Origin of the sequence: Duganella aceris (assembly GCF_011090165.1) — a bacterium.
GTDB lineage: Bacteria > Pseudomonadota > Gammaproteobacteria > Burkholderiales > Burkholderiaceae_D > Rugamonas > Rugamonas aceris.
This window is the reverse complement of sequence record NZ_JAADJT010000017.1, coordinates 30,707-50,634: the sequence shown is the minus strand read 5'-3', so window position 1 is coordinate 50,634 and position 19,928 is coordinate 30,707. Positions and strand designations below refer to the sequence as shown.

General features: G+C 64.5%; 12 protein-coding genes. 8 read left to right on the top strand and 4 right to left on the bottom strand.

Annotated elements, in window-relative coordinates:
• Positions 1 to 38 precede the first annotated feature (38 nt).
• From GW587_RS28135 to GW587_RS28105, 7 genes are all read left to right on the top strand, one after another.
• Positions 39 to 3,047, top strand: coding sequence for a TonB-dependent receptor (locus GW587_RS28135; protein ID WP_166108219.1), 3,009 nt, complete (start codon positions 39 to 41; stop codon positions 3,045 to 3,047).
• 21 nt (positions 3,048 to 3,068) lie between these two features.
• On the top strand, positions 3,069 to 4,712 hold the full coding sequence (locus GW587_RS28130) for a GH35 family beta-galactosidase (RefSeq protein WP_166108218.1): 1,644 nt from the start codon (positions 3,069 to 3,071) through the stop codon (positions 4,710 to 4,712).
• A gap of 60 nt (positions 4,713 to 4,772) precedes the next feature.
• The gene (locus GW587_RS28125; RefSeq protein ID WP_166108217.1) at positions 4,773 to 7,652 is read left to right on the top strand and encodes a TIM-barrel domain-containing protein; all 2,880 of its coding nucleotides are present in this window, start codon (positions 4,773 to 4,775) and stop codon (positions 7,650 to 7,652) included.
• Positions 7,653 to 7,654: 2 nt separating this feature from the next.
• Entirely contained in the window at positions 7,655 to 9,202 is a 1,548-nt protein-coding gene (locus tag GW587_RS28120; protein ID WP_166108216.1) for a GH39 family glycosyl hydrolase, read from the top strand.
• Entirely contained in the window at positions 9,199 to 11,559 is a 2,361-nt protein-coding gene (locus GW587_RS28115) for a glycoside hydrolase family 95 protein (RefSeq protein ID WP_166108215.1), read from the top strand. The genes GW587_RS28120 and GW587_RS28115 overlap by 4 nt, the downstream gene beginning before the upstream one ends.
• A complete protein-coding gene (locus GW587_RS28110; protein ID WP_229259696.1) occupies positions 11,556 to 14,357 on the top strand; it encodes a glycoside hydrolase family 2 TIM barrel-domain containing protein in 2,802 nt (933 codons plus the stop codon). Before GW587_RS28115 ends, GW587_RS28110 begins: the two co-directional genes overlap by 4 nt.
• A 160-nt stretch (positions 14,358 to 14,517) precedes the next feature.
• On the top strand, positions 14,518 to 15,174 hold the full coding sequence (locus tag GW587_RS28105; protein ID WP_166108214.1) for a hypothetical protein: 657 nt from the start codon (positions 14,518 to 14,520) through the stop codon (positions 15,172 to 15,174).
• Here GW587_RS28105 and GW587_RS28100 read toward each other — a convergent pair.
• Positions 15,171 to 16,406, bottom strand: a complete 1,236-nt coding sequence (locus tag GW587_RS28100; protein ID WP_207393675.1) for an NADH:flavin oxidoreductase/NADH oxidase family protein — start codon at positions 16,404 to 16,406, stop codon at positions 15,171 to 15,173. The genes GW587_RS28105 and GW587_RS28100 overlap by 4 nt on opposite strands.
• 68 nt (positions 16,407 to 16,474) lie before the next feature.
• Here GW587_RS28100 and GW587_RS28095 point away from each other — a divergent pair, with 68 nt between their 5' ends.
• Positions 16,475 to 16,885: a MerR family transcriptional regulator gene (locus tag GW587_RS28095; protein ID WP_166108213.1), complete on the top strand. Its 411-nt coding sequence runs from the start codon at positions 16,475 to 16,477 to the stop codon at positions 16,883 to 16,885.
• Here the strand turns inward: GW587_RS28095 and GW587_RS28090 are convergent.
• From GW587_RS28090 to GW587_RS28080, 3 genes are read right to left on the bottom strand one after another with little or no spacing between them, the layout of a single operon-like run.
• Complete coding sequence (locus GW587_RS28090) at positions 16,863 to 18,017, bottom strand: M23 family metallopeptidase (protein WP_166108212.1); 1,155 nt, start codon at positions 18,015 to 18,017, stop codon at positions 16,863 to 16,865. The genes GW587_RS28095 and GW587_RS28090 overlap by 23 nt on opposite strands.
• Complete coding sequence (locus GW587_RS28085; RefSeq protein WP_229259695.1) at positions 18,014 to 19,027, bottom strand: acetamidase/formamidase family protein; 1,014 nt, start codon at positions 19,025 to 19,027, stop codon at positions 18,014 to 18,016. Before GW587_RS28085 ends, GW587_RS28090 begins: the two co-directional genes overlap by 4 nt.
• A gap of 27 nt (positions 19,028 to 19,054) precedes the next feature.
• Entirely contained in the window at positions 19,055 to 19,828 is a 774-nt protein-coding gene (locus GW587_RS28080) for an alpha/beta fold hydrolase (RefSeq protein ID WP_166108211.1), read from the bottom strand.
• Positions 19,829 to 19,928: the final 100 nt, after the last annotated feature.

Here is a 19,928-nt window from a genome sequence, read left to right as displayed (position 1 = left end):
AGAGCTATGAAAAAATCGTATAACTTTGGAGAGCACAGATGAAACAATTCAGGAAAACAGCGATCGCCTTGGGCCTGGCCCAGATGGCGATGATGGCGGGCGGCGCGGCGATGGCGCAAACGGAAAAGGCGCCGGCCAAGCCGGACGCGCTGCCGGAACCGGTGGCGGTGGTGGTGACCGGCCAGCGCGCGGCGCTGCAGTCGGCGCAAAAGATCAAACAGAACTCGGATGAAATCGTCGACTCCATCGTCGCCGAAGACATGGGCAAGCTGCCCGACCGGTCGGTGACCGAGGTGTTGCAGCGCGTCGTCGGCGTGACCATCGACCGCACCATGGCCAAGGGCGATCCGGAACACTTCTCGGTCGAAGGCTCGAGCGTCTCGATCCGTGGCCTGAGCTATGTGCGCTCGGAGCTCAACGGCCGCGATTCGTTCTCGGCCAACGGCGGCCGCTCGCTGAACTTCGAGGACGTGCCGCCGGAGCTGGTGGCCGGCGTCGACATCTACAAGAACCCGTCGGCGGAACAGGTCGAGGGCGCCGTCGGCGGCCTGGTGAACCTGCGCACCGCGATGCCGTTCGATTACAAGGGCTTCAAGTCTTCCATCTCGGCCGACACCACCTGGTCGGAACTCAAGCGCGGCAAGACCTCGCCGTCGGCCTCCGGCCTGATCTCGAACCGCTGGGCCACCCCGGTCGGTGAAATCGGCGCCTTGCTGGATCTGGCCTACTCGGAAAGCGGCACCCGCACCGACGCCTTCCAGGTCGAGCCTTACTATCCGCTCAAGGATGCTTCCGGCAAGACGGTCTACGTGCCGAAGGGCGCGCAGTGGCGCACGCTGGAATTCAACCGCAAGCGCGAAGGCGCGTACGGCGCGCTGCAGTGGAAGAAGGACGACTGGTCCAGCTCCCTGACCTACTTCAAGTCGAAGTACGAGATGCAGTGGGACGAGCAGGCGATCTTCGCCCAATCGAGCCCGTACAACATCAAGGTGTCGCCGGACGCCACCTTCAATTCCAAGGGCGCGCTGCTGACCGGCACCCTGACCGATCCAGCCGACGGCGGCATCAACTTCGGCGACGACACCCGCACCTCGTTCCGCAAATCCGACACCGCCGACCTGTCGTGGAACCTGCGCTGGCGTCATGACAACTGGACCGTCAGCACCGATCTGCAGCACATCAAGGCCACCACCCGCAGCGTCGACTCGACCGTCGCCACCGGCGTGACCATGCCGAAGGAGACGCTGGACCTGACCGGCAACGTGCCGCGCATCCTGTTCACCGACGCCGACCGCGCCTACCTGGCCGATCCGAAGAACTACTACTGGGCGTTCACCATGGAACACCTGGACCGCAGCAAGGCCACCGAGACCGCCTGGCGCACCGACGCCAAGTACGATTTCGACCATCCGGTGCTGCGCGACTTCCGCTTCGGCGTGCGCCTGACCGACCGCGACGCGGTGACCGAGAACTCCAACCCGAGCTACAACTGGGCCGCGATCACCCAGCCATGGCAGGTCGGCTGGGACATCCCGCACGTGGCGTCGCTGGGCGATCCGCGCTTCGGCGGCAACACCAATCTGCATACGTTCAACAACTTCTTCAACGGCGGCGTCTCGGTGCCGGCGGTGGTGTTCCCGAACGTCTCGCTGGCGCAAGGCTTCCCCGGCAGCTACGCCCAGCTGCACACCTACCACGACATCCTGTGCAAGGAGATCAATCCGGCCACGTCGTGCCCGGCATGGCAGCAGGCCACCTTCGGCGCCGACAACTTCGCCGGCACCAACGACCAGTCGGAAAAGACCAAGGCGGTCTACGGCCAGTTGCGCTTCGGCTGGGACAACCTGAAATATCCGATCGACGGCAATCTCGGCCTGCGCTATGTGAAGACCGATTCGACCGCGCGCGGCTACACGGTGTTCAGCTCGACCGCGCCGACCGGCGGCAACCAGGTCGGGGTGGCGATTCCGATCATACGTCCGTTCGCGGAGGCCAAGGATTACGAGAACAACTATCACAACGTGCTGCCTAGCCTGAACCTGCGCCTGAAGGCCACCGATACGCTGCAGTTCCGCTTCGCGGCGGCGTCGGCGATCTCGCGTCCCGACTTCACGCAGCTGCAGGGCTACACCACGCTGTCGGAAACGGCGGACACCTCGACCAATCCGGTCACCGGCGTCACCACCGTCAACAGCGTCAGCCTGACCGGCTCTGGCGACGGCAATCCGAACCTGCGTCCGACCACCTCGAAGCAGGTCGACCTGACGATGGAATGGTACTTCGCGCCGACCGGTTCGTTCACCGCCGCGCTGTTCAACAAGCGGCTCAAGGACATCGTGGTCAAGAACGTGTACACCAAGCAGTTGGCGGACACCTCGGGCAAGCTGCACGACTTCACCGTGACCGGTCCGATCAACGGCGCCCGGGGTCATGCGCGCGGCGTGGAGCTGGCGTTCCAGCAGTACTTCGACACACTGCCGGGCGCCTTCTCCGGCCTGGGCGTGCAAGCCAACTTCACCTTCGTCGACAGCGAGCGCAAACTGTACAAGCCGGTGTATTCGCAATACTGCACCGGCGGCGACAACGCGGCCAACCTGAACCTGAACCTGAACGGCTGCGACACCAACGGCACCACCTTCGGCAATCTGCCGCTGGAAAACCTGTCGCGCCAGTCGTATAACCTGGCGCTGTTGTACGACAAAGGCCCGGTCTCGGCGCGCCTGGCCTATAACTGGCGGTCGAAATCGCTGCAGGGCGTGAACGTCAACGGCACCAAGGGCAGCGACGCCACCGACAGCAATCCGGCCAGCCCGACCTACGGCCAGACCAACGTGGCCTGGGCGCTGCCGACGTGGTCGGACGATTACGGCCAGCTGGACGCGTCGTTCTTCTACAAGTTCACCGACAAGATTCAGCTCGGCCTGGAGGCGCAGAACTTGACCGACTCGACCTACAAGCAGCTGATGCAGCAGAATATCGGTATGATGGGCCGCGCATGGTTCAAGACCGGCCGCCGCGTGGTCGCGAAACTGAGCTACGACTTCTAACCTACGAAAGGCTTTGACCAGATGAAGCAAACCGCCCGCCAGCTTGTAAGCTCCCTCAGTCTCTTGTTGGCCGCAGCTGGCGCGGCGGCCGCTCCCATCCCCGAACTGGTGCAGAAGGATGGCCGTTACGCCTTGATGGTGGACGGCGCGCCTTTTGTCATGTTCGGCGGTCAGGCGCAGAATTCCAGTAACTATCCGGCGGCCTTGAAAAAGGTCTGGCCGGCGATCAAGGACATGAACGCCAACACGCTTGAAATCCCGGTGGCGTGGGAACAGATCGAGCAGGTGGAAGGCAAGTTCGATTTCAGCTACGTCGATACGCTGGTGGCGGAGGCGCGCAAGAACAAGGTGCGCCTGGTGCTGCTGTGGTTCGGCACCTGGAAGAACACCGGCCCGAATTACGCGCCGGAGTGGGTCAAGCTGGACAACCAGCGCTTCCCGCGCATGCTGGACAAGGACGGCAAGCCGATTTACTGCCTGTCGCCGCAGGGCGAAGAGACGCTGAAGGCCGACAAGAAGGCCTTCGTGGCGTTGATGGAGCATATCAAGAAGATCGATTCGGTGGACCGCTCCGTGATCATGATGCAGGTCGAGAACGAGGTCGGCACCTACGGCTTCGTGCGCGACTACGGCGCCCGCGCCGAGGCGCAGTTCAACCAGCCGGTGCCGGCCGAGGTGTTGAAGCGCAAAAAATCGCCGGTGGCGCTGGCCGCCAGCGGCAGCTGGAAGCAGGTCTACGGCGGCTACGCCGACGAGTACTTCCATGCGTATTCGATCGCCAGCTACATCGGCGAGATCGCCAAGGCGGGACGCGCGGTCTACAACCTGCCGATGTACGTCAACAATTCGATCCGCGATCCGCTGGAGAATCCGGTCAAGCCGTGGAACAAGAACTTCGCCAGCGGCGGGCCGACCTACGATGTGATCGAGATCTACCGCGCCGCCGCGCCGGCCATCGATTTCCTGGCGCCGGACATCTACAGCCACGATTCGAAGAAGTTCGCCGCCACGCTGGACCGCTTCCAGCGGCCGGATAATCCGCTGGCCGTGCCGGAGATGGGCAACGCGCCGGAGTATGTGCGCTACGCCTATCTGGTGCTGGGTCGCGGCGCGATCAACTTCTCGCCGTTCGGCATCGACTATTCGGACTACAGCAATTTCCCGTTGGGGCACAAGGCGGCCGACAAGACCATGGTGGAGCCGTTCGGTAAGATCTTCGCGGCGTTCCGGCCGATGGAGCGGCAGTGGTCGAAGTGGGCCTTCGAAGGCCGCACCTACGGCGTGGCCGAGGGCGACGACCGCGAGCCGCAGACCGTGGCGATGAAGGGCTGGAAGGCGACCATCTCGTTCCGCGAGTGGCAGTTCGGCGAGCGCGAATACTTCAAGAACGTCAAGGACCTGCCGGCCAACACCGAGAAGCCGAACGGCGGCGTCTCGATCGCGCAGACCGGCGAGAATGAGTTCATCATCGTCGGTCAATACGCGCGCGTGAAGATCGATCATGCCGACGGCAAGCCGTCGATGTGGGCGCGGGTGGAGGAGGGTCATTACGACAAGGCCGGCAAGTGGGTCATGGAGCGCAACTGGAACGGCGACCAGACCGACTACGGCTTGAACCTGACCGGCAATCCGGTGGTGTTGAAGGTCACGGTCGGCACTTACTGACGGCCACGCGTCGTTCCCGCCTGCGCGGGAATGACGATTACAAAAAAAATTGGAGACAAGATGCAAATCAAAGCGATAGCGTATGCGGCGTCGTGCCTGGCCGTGATGATGTCCGGCCAGTCGCTGGCCGGCACCTTCGAAAAAATCCCGGCCGGCGTGGTGGTCAAGCCCGACGGCGGCGCGGCGCGCGAAGTGCGGCTGGAGGTCATGGGTGACAACATCATCCACGTGGTGAAGCTGGATCAAGCCGGCAAGGCGCTCACGCCGTCGCTGATGACCGTGGCCGCTCCTGTTAGCGGTAACTTCAGCGTCGCGGCGTCCGGCAAGGACCAGGTCACGCTGAAGGCGAAGAAGATTTCGGCGGCGGTGTCGCTGGCGACCGGCGAGGTCAAGTTCTTCAACGCGGCCGGCAAGGCCTTCCTGAGCCAGGCCTCGGAATCGATCGCGCCGGTCGATGTCGACGGCAAGCCTTTCCTGGCGGTGAAGCAGGGCTTCAACCACGGCACCAAGGACGCCTACTACGGCCTGGGTCAGCACCAGAACGGCCAGATGAACCTGAACGGCGAGGACGTGCTGCTGATGCAGCACAATATGGTGATCGCGGTGCCGTTCATCGTCTCCGACAAGAACTATGGCGTCCTGTGGGACAACAATGCTATCTCGCGCTTCGGCGACGCCAAGCCTTACGGCTTCCTGAGCCGCGACCTGAAGCTGGTCGACGACGAGGGCAAGCCGGGCGGTCTGACCGCGCGCTACTACGTCGACGGCAAGCTGGTGCTGACGCGCCAGGAAAAAGACATCGCCTACCAGTACCTGAAGGACGTGGCCGAGAACTGGCCGAAGGAGCTGGGCGATCCGAAGAAAGCCAATGGCGTCAAGGTGGTGTGGGATGCGACGCTCACGTCGGACAAGACCGGCGTGCACAAGATGCAGCTGTACGCGTCGGACTACGCCAAGCTGGATATCGACGGCAAGCAGGTGATGGACGTGTGGCGCCAGGGCTGGAATCCGTGGTACCACAACTTCGAGCAGAAGTTCGAGGCCGGCAAGCCGGTCAAGCTGCACCTGGAGTGGAAGCCGTCCGGCGGCATGGTGGCCATGACCCACAACGATCCGTTGCCGGCGCCGGAGCGGCATTCGCTGACCTTCTCGTCGGAAGTCGCGGAGAGCATCAACTACTACGTCATCAACGGCGAGACCAGCATCGACAAGGTCATCGCCGGCTATCGCCACCTGACCGGCGAGGCGCCGATGATGCCGAAGTGGGCCTACGGCTTCTGGCAGTCGCGCCAGCGCTACGAGACGCAGGAGCAGCTGCTCGGCGTGCTGCGCGAATACCGCAAGCAGGGCTGGCCGGTGGATAACATGGTGCAGGACTGGTTCTACTGGCCGGAGAACGGCTGGGGTTCGCACGACTTCGACAAGGCGCGCTTCCCGGATCCGAAGGGCATGGTGGACGAGGTCCACAAGAACAACGCGCGCATCATGATTTCGATCTGGGGCAAGTTCTACGACAACACCGCCAACTACAAGGAGCTGGCGTCCAAGGGTTATATGTGGACCAAGAACGTGGCCAACGGCGACCTGGATTGGGTCGGGCCGGGCTACAAGAACAGCCACTACGATCCGTACACCAAGGGCGCGCGCGAGATGTACTTCAAGCAGATGAAGCCGAAGCTGGTGGACCTGGGCTTCGACGCGTGGTGGATGGACAACACCGAGCCGGACGTGCTGTCCAACACCCGTCCCGCCGATTTCAAGAAGCTGATCGGCCCGACCGTGTATGGCGGCGGCGAGATCACCTTCAATCCGTATAGCCTGGTGCATACCGGCGGCTTCTACGACGGCCTGAAACAAGAGCAGCCGGAGAAGCGTCAGTTCATCCTGTCGCGTTCCGGTTTCGCCGGCATCCAGCGCAATGCGACCGCGCTGTGGAGCGGCGATGTGGCGAGCCGCTGGAACAATCTGTACGACCAGATCTCGGCCGGCGTCAGCCTGTCGATGTCGGGGATTCCGAACTGGACCCACGATATCGGCGGCTATGCGCAGGAAGTGCGCTTCCAGGTCGGCGATGTCGGCTCGGCGCAGGAGAACCGCGTCACGGCGGCCAACCAGGGTTCGGCCGAGGATTTGAAGGAATGGCGCGAACTGAATCTGCGCTGGTTCCAGTTCGGCGCGCTGTCGCCGTTGTTCCGCTCGCACGGCGAGGTGGTCAAGCGCGAGATCCATCTGATCTCGCCAGAAGGCTCGCCTATGCGCGAGTCAATGGTCTGGTACGACAAGCTGCGCTATCGCTTGATGCCTTATATTTATTCGACCGCCGCGACCACGCACCACGAGGCCGGCACCATGATGCGCGGCCTGGTGATGGACTTCCCGAACGACGAGGCGGTCAAGAACATCGCCGACCAGTATCTGTTCGGCCATGATCTGCTGGTGGCGCCGGTCTACGTGTATGGTGCGCGCGAGCGCGATGTCTACATGCCGAAGGGTGCGGACTGGTACGACTTCTATACCGGTGAGCTGCACAAGGGCGGCAGCAAGGCGGCCATCAAGGCGCCGGAGACGCGCATGCCGCTGCTGGTCAAGGCCGGCGCGATCCTGCCGGTCGGTCCGGTGACGCAGTATGTGGACGAGAAGCCGGATGCGGCGATCACGCTGAACGTCTACACCGGGGCCGACGGCAAATTCAGTCTGTACGAGGATGATGGCGTCAGCAACGCCTATCTGCGGGGTGAGTTCAGCCGCATTCCGCTGAGCTACAACGACAAAACCGGCGTGGTCAGCATCGGCGCGCGCGTGGGGCAGTACAAGGGCATGGTGGCGAAGCGCGAGTTCAAGCTGCGCTTCATCAAGGCCGGCATGTCCAGCGCCGACAATTTCGAGGCGTCCGATAAATCCGTCAGCTACGACGGCAAGGCCATCACCGTGAAGCGTTGATCATGAACCGACATATCGCACTCTCCCTGTTGTTCGCGGTGGCCGCCGGTGCCGCCGGCGCCGCCGATGTCCGCCGCATTCCGGTCGATCTTGGCGGGGCTTCGGCGCCGCGCGACCGTTTCGCCGATCTGTCGGTCGGCTCCGATTATCCGGGCACGCTGATCCGCGACGACAGCCTGGCGCAGCTGAAGACCGCCAAGGACGAACTGGGCTTCCGCTACATCCGCTTCCACGCCATCTTCCACGACGTGCTGGGTACCTACAAAGAAGTCGACGGCAAGCCGGTCTACGACTGGACCAAGCTCGATTATCTGTACGACCAGCTGCTGAAGATCGGCGTCAAGCCGTTTGTGGAGCTGGGCTTCACGCCGCTGGCGATGCGCAGCTCGGACCTGAGCATCTTCTACTGGAAGGGCAACACCTCGCATCCGGATCCGCAGAAGTGGGCAGGGCTGGTGGATGCCTTCGTGCGCCACGTGCAGCAGCGCTACGGCAAGGAGGAGGTGCGCAGCTGGTTCTTCGAGGTGTGGAACGAGCCTAACCTCGATGGCTTCTGGGAGAAGGCGGACCAGAAGGTGTATTTCGAGCTGTTCGACATCACTTCGCGCACCATCAAGAACATCGATCCGGCGCTGAAGGTGGGCGGTCCGTCCACCGCCGGCGCGGCCTGGGTGCCGGAGTTCCTGGCGCATGCCAAGGCGTCCGGCGCGGCGGTTGATTTCGTCACCACCCATACCTATGGCGTGGACGGTGGCTTCCTCGACGAGAGCGGCAAGGAGGACACCAAGCTGTCGCCGAAGCCGGACGCCATCATCGGCGATGTGCGCAATGTGCGGCAGCAGATGGTCGCCGCCGGGCACGCGGCGATGCCGCTGTACTTCACCGAGTGGAGCACCAGCTATACGCCGCGCGATCCGGTGCATGATTCGTACATCAGCGCGGCCTACATCCTGAGCAAGCTCAAAGCCACCGAGGGGCTGGTGCAGGGCATGAGCTATTGGACCTACAGCGATCTGTTCGAGGAGCCCGGTCCGCCGACCGCGCCGTTCGAGGGCGGCTTCGGTTTGATGAATCCGCAGGGGATACGCAAGCCGTCGTGGTTCGCCTACAAGTATCTGAACCAGTTGGGCGATACGGAGTTGAAGACGGCCGATACGCAAAGTTATGTGGCGCGCGATGGGCGTGGCGTGCAGGTGCTGGCCTGGGATTTCCAGACGCCGAAGCAAGACCGGAGCAATCGCGGTTTCTACACCACGGTGCAGCCGACCCGCGCGTCCAAACCGGTCAGCCTGGATCTGAAGGGCTTCAAGCCGGGTGAGTATGCGGTCAGCGTGCAGCGCACCGGCTTCAAGGCCAACGATGCGCATACGGCGTATCTGGAAATGGGCTCGCCCAAGACGCTGACGGCGCAGCAGGTCGCGGCGCTCAATGCGCAGACGGTGGACCGGGCACAGGACAGCGTGGTCCGCGTCGGCAAGAGCGGCGTCGCCAGCGTCAAGGTGACGATGCGCGCCAACGACGTCGTGCTGGTCAAGATTTCGCCGAAATGAAGGGCGTACTGCGCATCGCCCTGGCCGGCGCCGCCGCGTTCGGCGTCATCGCTGCGGCGGCGGCCGCGCCGGCCGCCGGCGACCTGGCCTTGCGTTACACGCAGCCGGCGCCGGATACGGCGGCGGGCTGGGAGAAGGAGGCGCTCCCGATCGGCAATGGCCGCATCGGGGCGATGATCTTCGGCCAGCTGGCGCGCGAGCGCCTGCAATTCAACGACATCACGCTATGGACTGGCGACGACAAGGCGATGGGGGCGTATCAGCCGTTCGGCGACCTGTACGTCAACCTGCCGGGCCACGAGCAGGGCACCACCGCCTACGCCCGTCAGCTCGACATCGGCCATAGCCTGCACACCGTCAGCTACACCCACGCCGGCATCAAGTTCAAGCGCGAGGCCTTCGCCAGCTATCCGGCGCAGGTGATCGCGCTGCGGCTGACGGCCGATAAACGCGGCCAGTACACCGGATCGATCGAGCTGACCGACATGCACGATGCGCAGATCAACGCGCTGGGCAACCGCATCGTCGCCACCGGCTCGCTGCGCGGCAAGGGCAAGACGCCCAGCACCAATGCGATGGACTACGCCAGCCAGGTGCAGGTGCTCAACGAGGGCGGCACGCTGGCCATCGACGGCAACAAGATCACCTTCACCGGCAGCGACGCGGTGACGCTGATCCTCGGCGCCGGCACCAGCTACGTGCTGGACGCGGCGAAGCGCTTCCAGGGCGAGCATCCGCTGCCGCGCGTGACGGCGCAGGTCAGCGCCGCCGGGCGTCCCTGGCCGGCGCTGCTGGCCGAGCACCAGAAGGATTTCCAAGCCCAGTTCGACCGCATGAAGGTGGACTTCGGCGCCGCCTCGCCGCAGCGTCGCGCGCTGAGTACCGACAAGCGCATCGAAACCTACACCGCCGAGGGCAACGATCCCGGGCTGGAGGCGCAGTTCTTCCAGTACGGCCGCTACCTGCTGATCTCCAGCTCGCGCGATGCGCTGCCGGCCAATTTGCAAGGCCTGTGGAACAACAGCCTGACGCCGCCGTGGAATTCGGACTATCACACCAACATCAACATCCAGATGAACTACTGGCCTGCGGAACCGGCCAACCTGTCGCAGAACGCGCTGCCGTTCCTGAATTTCGTGCAGGGTATGGCGCCGGTCTACCGCCAGCTGATCGCCGACACGGCCGCCAAGGCCATCGCCGATCCGGCCTCGGTGGCGATGGCGCCGCCGGACCTGAGCGGCGTCGCCGTGCAGCGCGAGGAGACCTTCGTCGGCGCCTCCGGCAAGGCGGTGCGCGGCTGGACCGTGCGCACCGAGTCGAATCCCTTCGGCGCGATGGGCTATGTGTGGAACAAGACCGGCAACGCCTGGTATGCGCAGCACTTCTGGGAACACTACGCCTACACGCAGGACAAGGCTTATCTGCGCGACGTCGCCTATCCGGTGATGCGGGAGGCGGTGGCGTTCTGGGAGGATTATCTGAAGCGGCTGCCGGACGGCCGCCTGGTGGCGCCGCTGGGCTGGTCGCCGGAACACGGCCCGATCGAGGACGGCGTGACCTACGACCAGGAGATCATCTGGGACCTGTTCAACAACACCGTCGACGCCGCCGATGCGCTGGGCGACACCGAGTACCGCGACCGCATCGCCGCGATGCGCGACAAGCTTGCCGCGCCGCGCGTCGGCAGCTGGGGCCAGCTGCTGGAGTGGATGGACGAGAAGAACGATCCTGTGCTCGACAAGCCGGGCGATACGCATCGCCATGTGTCGCATCTGTTTGGCCTGTTCCCCGGCCGCCAGATCTCGCCGACCAAGACGCCTGAACTGGCGGCCGCCGCGCGCGTGTCGCTGGACAGTCGCGGCGACGCCGGCACCGGCTGGTCGATGGCGTGGAAGACCGCCTACTGGGCGCGTCTGCTCGACGGCGATCACGCCTACAAGATGCTGCGCGGGCAGCTGGCCAAGCCGGGCGCGCGCGCGGCGCAGCAGAGCGGCAAGGGCACGGAATCCAACAACGCCGGCGGCACGTATCCGAACATGTTCGACGCGCATCCGCCGTTCCAGATCGACGGTAACTTCGGCGCCACCGCCGCCATGTGCGAGATGCTGCTGCAATCGCAGACCGGCGAGCTGCATTTGCTGCCGGCGCTGCCGTCGGCGTGGCCGGACGGTTCGGTCAAGGGCTTGCGCGCGCGCGGCGGCTATGAGGTCGACCTGGCGTGGGCCAAGGGCAAGCTGACTTCCGCCACGATACGCCGCACAGCGGGCGAGGGCGCCGGCAAGGTGCGCTATGGCGACAAGGTGGTGCCGTTGAATCTGAAGGTCGGTGAGAGCAAACGTTTGGGAGCGAAACTATGATGAAGCGGCTGCTGGGCATACTATTACTGGTGCTCGGCGGCCAGTGTTTCGCGGAACCGACGCAGGTGCAGTACCTGAGCGGCACGGACAAGGATCATCGCGTCGACTGGGAGTTCTTCGTCGATGGTGGCCGCAACAGCGGCGCGTGGAAGAAGATACCGGTGCCGTCGAACTGGGAGATGGAGGGCTTCGGCACCTACCGCTATTCCAACGATTGGGAGAAGGATCCGGCGCCGGACAAGACCGGCATCTATCGTTATCAATTCAATGTGCCCGCCGGCTGGCGCGGCAAGCAGGTCGACATCGTGTTCGGCGCTTCGATGACGGATACGCTGGTCAAGGTCAACGGGCAGACGGCCGGCGCGGTGCATCAGGGCGGATTCTACGAATTCCGCTACGATATCTCGCGGCTGCTCAAGCCCGGCGAGGCCAATCAGCTGGAGGTGACGGTCAACCGTTATTCCGCCAACGCGTCGGTCAATCGCGCCGAGCGCAGTTCGGACTTCTGGCTGTTCAGCGGTATCTACCGGCCGGTGTGGCTGGAGGCTAAGCCGCCAATCAATATCGAGCGTGTGAGCCTGGACGCCACGCATACCGGCGACTTCGAAGCGGACGTGTTCCTCGCGGGCGCGGCGGCCGGCAAGGTGGTGGCGCGGGTCAGCACTTTGCAGGGCAAGGCGCTGGGCAAGGAGATGCGCGCCGAGGTGATCGATGGCAGGGCGCATGTGCGTGGCCATTTTGACCGCGTTGTGCCTTGGTCGGCGGAGCAACCGCAGCGCTATCAGGTGCGCTTCCAGTTGATGGACGGCGCCAGGGTGGCGCATGAGGTCAGCAAGGTGATCGGCTTCCGCACCATCGAGCTGCGGCCGCGTGATGGCGTCTACGTCAACGGCGCCAAGGTGCGCTTGAAGGGTTCGAACCGGCATACCATCTGGCCGACTTCCGGCCGCGCCAGCAGCAAGGAGTTGAGCTACCTGGATGCGAAGCTGATGAAGGAGATGAACATGAACGCGGTGCGCATGTCGCATTATCCGCCGGATGCGCATTTCCTCGATGTGGCCGATGAACTAGGGCTGTATGTGATCGATGAGCTGACCGGTTGGCAGAAGGCTTACGATACCGATGTCTCGACGCCGCTGGTCAAGGAGCTGGTGCAGCGCGATCAGCATCATCCTTCGATTGTCTTTTGGGCCAATGGCAATGAGGGTGGTTTCAATCGTGAGTTGGATAAGCTTTATCCGCAGTGGGATGCGCAGAAGCGGCCGGTGATTCATCCGTGGGAGAATTTCGGCGGGATCGATACCGCGCATTATCCGACCTTCAACTGCTGTGCGACGTCGTTGTTCAATGGTCGCGATGTGTTCATGCCGACCGAGTTTTTGCATGGCTTGTATGACGGCGGCGCGGGCGCGAGCCTGAACGATTGGTGGAATGCGATGTTGGCCAATCCGCTCAGCGCGGGTGGGTTTATCTGGGCGTTCGCCGATGAGGGCATTGTGCGCGATGACCGTAACGGCGCCATCGATGTCGCCGGCAATCTGGCGCCGGATGGCATCGTCGGGCCGTATCGCCAGAAGGAGGGCAGCTTCTTCGCGGTCAAGAAGATCTGGTCGCCGGTGTATTTGCCGTTGTCGGAGATGGCGTCGTTGCCCGCGACCTTTGACGGCAAGGTCACGCTCGAGAATCGCTACGACTTCACCAATCTGAATCAGGTCAAGCTGGGATGGAAGTTGGTCAGGTTTGGCCGCGAGGCGGGGCATACCGTGGTCGCGCAGGGCAGCGTGAAGGCTCCCGATGCGGCGCCAGGCATGCGCGGCATCGCCAGCATCGCCTTGCCCCGCGATTGGGCGCGGCAGGACGCGCTGTACTTCACCGCGACCGGCCCGGATGGCCGGGAGATCTACACCTGGTCCTGGATGATCGCCAGCCCGCAGCAGATCGCGGAGCGCTTGCTCGCCACCCGTGCGCCAGCGCCGGCATCGAGCGCCGGGAACACCGTGGCTACGCTGACCGAGCTGGCCGACGGCTATCGCTTGCAGTCTGGCGCGCTGAGTGTCGTCATCAATAAGTCCACCGGCTATCTGCGCGAGCTGAAAAAATCCGGCGTCGTAGCGCCGCTGACCAACGGTCCGCGCCTGGTTGCCGGCAAAGCTGAGCTGAAGTCCATACAGGCTTCCCGCGATGGCGACGACGTGCTGGTCGCCGCCGAATACACCGGCAATCTGCGCAAAGTGAAATGGCGCCTGAGCGCGGCCGGCACGTTGAGCGTCAACTACGGCTATCAGATGGAAGGCAGCAAATACGTCGGCGCGTTGGGCGTGACCTTCGACTATCCTGAAGCTGAGGTCAAGTCGATGCGCTGGCTGGGTCGCGGCCCTTATCGCGCCTGGAAGAACCGCACACAGGGCGTGGAATTCGATGTCTGGCAAAAGGATTACAACGACACCGTTTCCGGCCTGTCCTGGAACTACCCGGAATTCAAGGGCTTCCACGACAAGGTCTATTGGGCCGCGCTGGCGACCAGCAACCTGCCGATCACCTTCGTCAACCACGCCGACGATATTGCGTTGGGCGTGTTCACGCCGAAAGAGGCCAGCGGCGCGGGCTTCGAGCCGAAGGCGTCGCACGTCGATTTCCCGCCGGGCGACATCTCCTTCCTCAACGCGATCCTGCCGATCGGCACCAAATTCCATCCGCCTGCGGAACTCGGACCATCGGCGCAACAGGCCCGCACGCCAAACTTGGGCATCTGGCTGGAGAACACCATCGACATCATCGTCGGCGACGCCAAGCCTTAAGCTATATACAGGGGGGGAGCGCTTCCGCGCTCCCTGTAGCATTCCCTCTATTTTCAATTCTATTTTCTTCGATTTTTCTCTACTTTCCTCGATTTTGAACTTCCCCACGAATTCCCGGTCTAAATAGAGGAAAGCCGAAGTAAATAGAAGGGGAAATCGAATGAAATCCACAACGACAGTGCAGGTGGACACGGACACTCTACTCCGACTGATTGGACAATTACGCATCCGGGGCGGATCGCAGGATCTTTCGGACGCCATCACGTCCGCGATCGAACTTTGGTTGCGAGAACAATCGACCCTGGCATCCGGCAGTGATCCCGCCAGCGTGCGCGGCTACCAATGGAAATCCCTGTTCCTGCCGGAAGGGACTGTATTGCGTTCATGGAGCTACGGCGAGAACAATTACGCCCGCGTCGAAGGAGACAAGATCATCCATAAAGGCAAAGCGGTGTCGCCCAATCAGTTCGCGCAATCTTTTGCCCGCACCACCCGCAATGCTTGGACCGACCTGTATATCCGCCGCCCTGAAGACAAGCACTTCACGCTCGCCTGCCGCCTGCGGCAAGAGCGCGCGGAGCAGGCGAAGCAAGGGATTCGCGAGCCTCAACGCGTTGCACCTGTGATGCCGGATAAAACGACGCTCGCATTGATCGCAGCCCTGCACGCACAGACATTGGCACCGGCGCCATCGCCTGCGCCAGCGCAATCCATCGTCGCCCCATCGCCGCCCCGCGAGCGCACTCCTGGCGAGGGCTGGGATCTGCCCGAGCGCCGCAAGTATCGCTTCCGGATCGAGGACGTCGCTTTCAACTAAGTCGATGTTGGATACTGCTGCAACCACGCGCGATAGCGTTTGGTCAGCCGCATGGTCCGCAACTGGTCGACGATCAGCGTGAACATCGGCGAGTAGCGCCGCGCCTCCGACCGGCCTGCGGCCAGCGCGCGCATGCGGCGCTTGACCAGCGCCATCGTCGCCAACGCCGTCATCGTCTTGTCCTTCCATGTGACCGGCGGCGGCAACGCGGCCGGTGCGTGGCCCGCGCGCCATTGCTGCGGCAAGTCCGGCACTTCGGCCAGCGCCGTCGCGATGCCGGCGACGGCGACGCCGCTGGCCAGCACCTGCTCGACCACCTCGGCACGCGCGATGCCGCCGGTGGTCATCACCGGCATGCGCGCCACGGCCGCCAGCTTGGCCGCGAACTCCAGGAAGTAAGCCTCGCGCGCCAGCGTGCGGCCGTCGGCGGTGCGGCCCTGCATGGCCGGACTCTCGTAGCTGCCGCCGGACAGCTCGATCATGTCGACATCCAGCTCGTTCAACAGCAACACCACCTGTCCGGCATCGTCCTCCGAGAACCCGCCACGCTGGAAGTCGGCCGAATTGAGCTTGACCGCGACGCTGAACCCGGCCGACACACGCCGCCGCACCGCGCGCACCACTTCCAGCAGCAAGCGCGCCCGGTTGGGCAAGCTGCCGCCCCATTCATCCTTGCGCTGGTTGGTCAACGGCGACAGGAACTGGGAAATCAAATACCCGTGCGCCGCATGCAGCTCGACGCCGTTGAAGCCCGCCTGCTCGGCGGCGTGCGCGGTGGCGGCGAAGCGTGCGACGACTTCCGCGATCTGTGCCGGCGTCATCTCGATGGGCTGGGCGAACATCTTGCTATGCTTGCCCATGTCCAGCGCCACCGCCGATGGCGCCCAGGCGTTGCCGCCCAGGTTGGCCATCACCTGGCGGCCCGGGTGATTAATCTGCATCCACACCTGCGTGCCGTTCGCGCGCGCGGCCTGCGCCCATAGTTTGAACGACTCCAGCGGCGTGCCGGCTTCCAGCACCACGCCGCCCGGCCCGGTCACCGCACGGCCGTCGATCATCACATTGCCGGTGATGAGCAGGCCCGTGCCACCCAGCGCCCAGCTGCGATACAGGCTATGCAGCGCGGGACCGGGCAACTGGCCGGCGTCGGCCATGTTTTCCTCCATCGCGGCCTTAGCCAGGCGGTTGGGAAGGATGCTGCCGTTGGGCAGGATGAGTGGAGTAAACATCATGGTGGTTCCGTAATCGGTGGCAGAAATACGGTATGCTAAGGTTGAAGTCAACTTCAAGGTCAAGCGAAATGAAGATAGGGGAATTGGCGCAGCGGTCCGGCCTCGCCACATCGGCGATCCGCTACTACGAGCGGGCGGGCCTGCTGCCGAAGGCGAAACGCGGCTCGAACGGCTATCGTGAATACGACGACGCCACGCTGGAACAGCTGCACGTCATCGACATAGGCCAGAGCCTCGGCTTCACGCTGGACGCCATCCGCGCCGTGCTGGCGCTGGAAGGCAAGGCCTTGCAGGATGGCCTGATCGAGAGCCTGGCCGCGCGGCTGGTCGAAATCGACAAAATGATGCTGGCGCTGCAAGCGCAACGCACGTCGCTGCTGGAGACCGAACAGAAACTGCGGCAGTCATGGGTGATGCGGCCATGCGTGAATTCCGAGCCGGCGCCGCCGCTCAGGCCTACCGGGTCTGGAAACCGATGATGTCGCCGTTGACCGGCATGCGCTGCCGCAGCGGCGCCGCCTTCAGCGCGAGCCGGATGGCGCTGGCCTGGTTCAGCGCGTCGCTTTCGGAGGCATGGCCGATCGGCGTATAAACGTCGAACACGAACGGCAGCCCTTGCGAATCGGCGAACGTCGGTTTGTCCGCCAGATGGAAATGCAAGTGCGGCGCGCCGGCGCCGCCGGTCAGGCCCAGGTTGCCCAGCGCCTCGCCGCGTTTGACGCGCTGCCCCGGCTTGACCTTGATGCTGCCGTCGCGCAGATGCGCGTAGTGCGCATACACATGCGGCGCGATTTCCAGCACCACGAAATTGCCGTACAGGGAGCGCGTGCTGAGTTCCTCCGGCTGCTCTTGCGGCGACAGCGGTTTGCGTTCCGCCACGCCATCCTGCAGGTCGCGCACGACGCCATCGGCCACCGCCACCACCTCCGCGTTCCAGCCTATCCAATCGGCGACCGTGGTCTGCGCCAGCTTCTCGATCGGCGCCTTGACCGCGTGGCCCTGCGCGTCCAGGCCGAAGAAGTCGATGGCGTAGCGCTGCGGGATGGTGGCGCGGCCGTTGCCCGCCACCACGCTGCCCCAGTGGTGCGATTGGGCGTGGCCCGGCCCCTCGTCGGCCAGCCACACGCCGCCCCGCAGCGGCGGGCCTATCGTCGTCGGTGGCGCGGCGGTCGGCGTGACGGGAATGTCGTCCGCGATCTGGACGACGCCCTTGTCGTTCCTGAACGTCAGCTTGTGGCGCAGCTTGGCCACCGGCCTCGATGTCGGCGCGGCGATCAGCACCAGCGCATGGGCGCCGCCCTTGATCGCCAGGCTGTTGTCGGCCTCCAGCTCCCTGTTGGGCGGCAGCAGTTGCGCCAGGGCGGCGCCGCTGAAGCTCGCCAGCGGGGCGCTGTCGTCGTCGCCATAGACGGCGATATCGGTGAGCGCCAGCGTCCCGCCATCGGCGTAGTAATTGAGGATATCCAGTTCGTAGCAGAGCCGGCGCACGCCGTCGCTGGTGCGCACCGCTTGCGGCGCTTGCATGACGTTGACCACGACCGGCGCCGGCACGGCCGCCACCGCGCCGCCGGCGATCGACAGCAGCAGGGCGAACAGCGCGCGTCGCGTCACTTCGCCGCTTTCGCGGTGAAGATCTTCTTCGGCAGCATGGCGTGCGCGCCGACGTTGCCATCGACCAGCTGCGTGATCTCCATGTCGACCGCGACGCTGGCCAGCATGTAGGCGTCGTCCCGGCTCAGGTGTTTTTCGGTGACCAGATAATCGAGCATGTCGCGCAGCGCGTGTTCGGTGGCGGTCTTCAGGTCCGGATTGAAGCCCATGGTGATGATGTGGGTCGGCGTCTCGGCGCGCGGCCACAGCAGGCGGCGGTCCTTGTGGACGATGAAGCGGAAGCTGCCGCTCAGGTAAGTCTCCAGCGCGGTGATGTCCACCTCGCCGTTGCCCTGCGCGGCGTGGCCATCGCCGGCCTGGAACAGGCCACCCTTGACGGCGACCGGGATGTACAGCGTGGTGCCGGCCACCAGCTCCTTGTTGTCCATGTTCCCGGCGTGGACGAACGGCGGCGCGCTGTCGATCTTGCCGCCGGCCGGCGCCAGGCCCATGCTGCCGAAGAAGGGACGCAGCGGAATCTCGATGCCGGGACCGAAGTGGCCGATCATCTTGTCCCGGTCCAGCGGCACGATCTTGCTGCGGCTGTACGGATACTCCATCGGCAGGAAGCCTTTGCCCAGCGCGAAGCCGTTGCAGGCGAAGTTGGCGTCCAGGTCGACCTTGAGGATCTGCACCTCCAGCACGTCGCCTGGTTCCGCCTCGGCGATGGCGACCGGGCCGGTGAGGATATGGCCGCCCGGTCCCTTGTCTTTCACTTCGTTGTAGATCGCGGCGGTGTAGGGCGGGATGTCTTCCGGCTTGACGCCGTTGGCGATCATCCGCTCCGGCGTGCCGCAGGTCGACAGCGACTGCATGCGTACCGTGTCGCCGCTGTGCACCGTCAGCACCGGCTTGGACTGGCCGGAGTAGTAGCCCCAGGCCACGGTGTCCGGCCGCGCCGGCAGGTTGTAGTCGGCCGCCGTCGCGGCGTGGCACATCAGGAGGCAGGGCAGCAGGACGTTCAGGCGCATGGCGGGCTTTCGGTGGGTGGGTCGGATTTAGTCGGTGGTTACTTCGGCGCCGCTGAGGAAGGCGGCGATCGCCGGGTTGACCGCGTCGCCGTGGGTGATCGGTCCCATATGGCCGCCGCGCGTCTGCAGCGCGCTGGCGTTGGGCAGCGCCGCCGCCAGTTGCGCCACCAGCGAGCGGGTCGAGGCCGGACTGCGCTCGCCGGCCATCACCAGCGCCGGCATGGTCAGCGCCGACAGATGGCCCATGCCGGCCGGCTCGCCGAGCAGCGCCTGGAAGTCCAGCCGCACCTTGGCGATCTGCGCCACCATCTTGTCCTGCGCCGCCGGCGGCGCGGCGTCGAAGGCGCCGGCGCGGTTCCAGTAATCGATGAAGATGCGGGTGGCGTCGCGGTCGCTGGCGCTGGCGGCGATGCCGGCCACCACGTCGACGATCTCGACCCGCGCCGCGTCGTGCGAAGGCAGCAGGTGGAAGGCCACCGGTTCGAACAGCGTCAGCGACAGCACCCGCTGCGGCATGCGGCGCGCCATGTGCAGCGCGCAGGCGCCACCGAAGGAATGGCCGATCAGGTGGAACGGTTCGCCCGGCTCCAGCCGCGACGCCAGCGCCGCGATCACCGCGTCCACTTCATGCGCCAGCGTGTGGGCGTAGCCCGCGTCGGCGTCGGCGGGGAAGGGCGAGGCGCCGTAGCCCAGCAGGTCGACGGCGATGCAGCGGTAGTCGCCGGACAACTGTTCTTTCAACGGCAGCCACTGGGACTTGGAACTCATGGAGCTGTGCAGCAGGACGACGGCAGGTTTCATTGTCAGGCAGGTATCGAAAAATGCGAAGCGCCGATTATACCGGCTTGTCTCCTCTGCCTTGAGAAAGAGGCGGCCCGCCTCCATGTGTGGTGTTTACCAC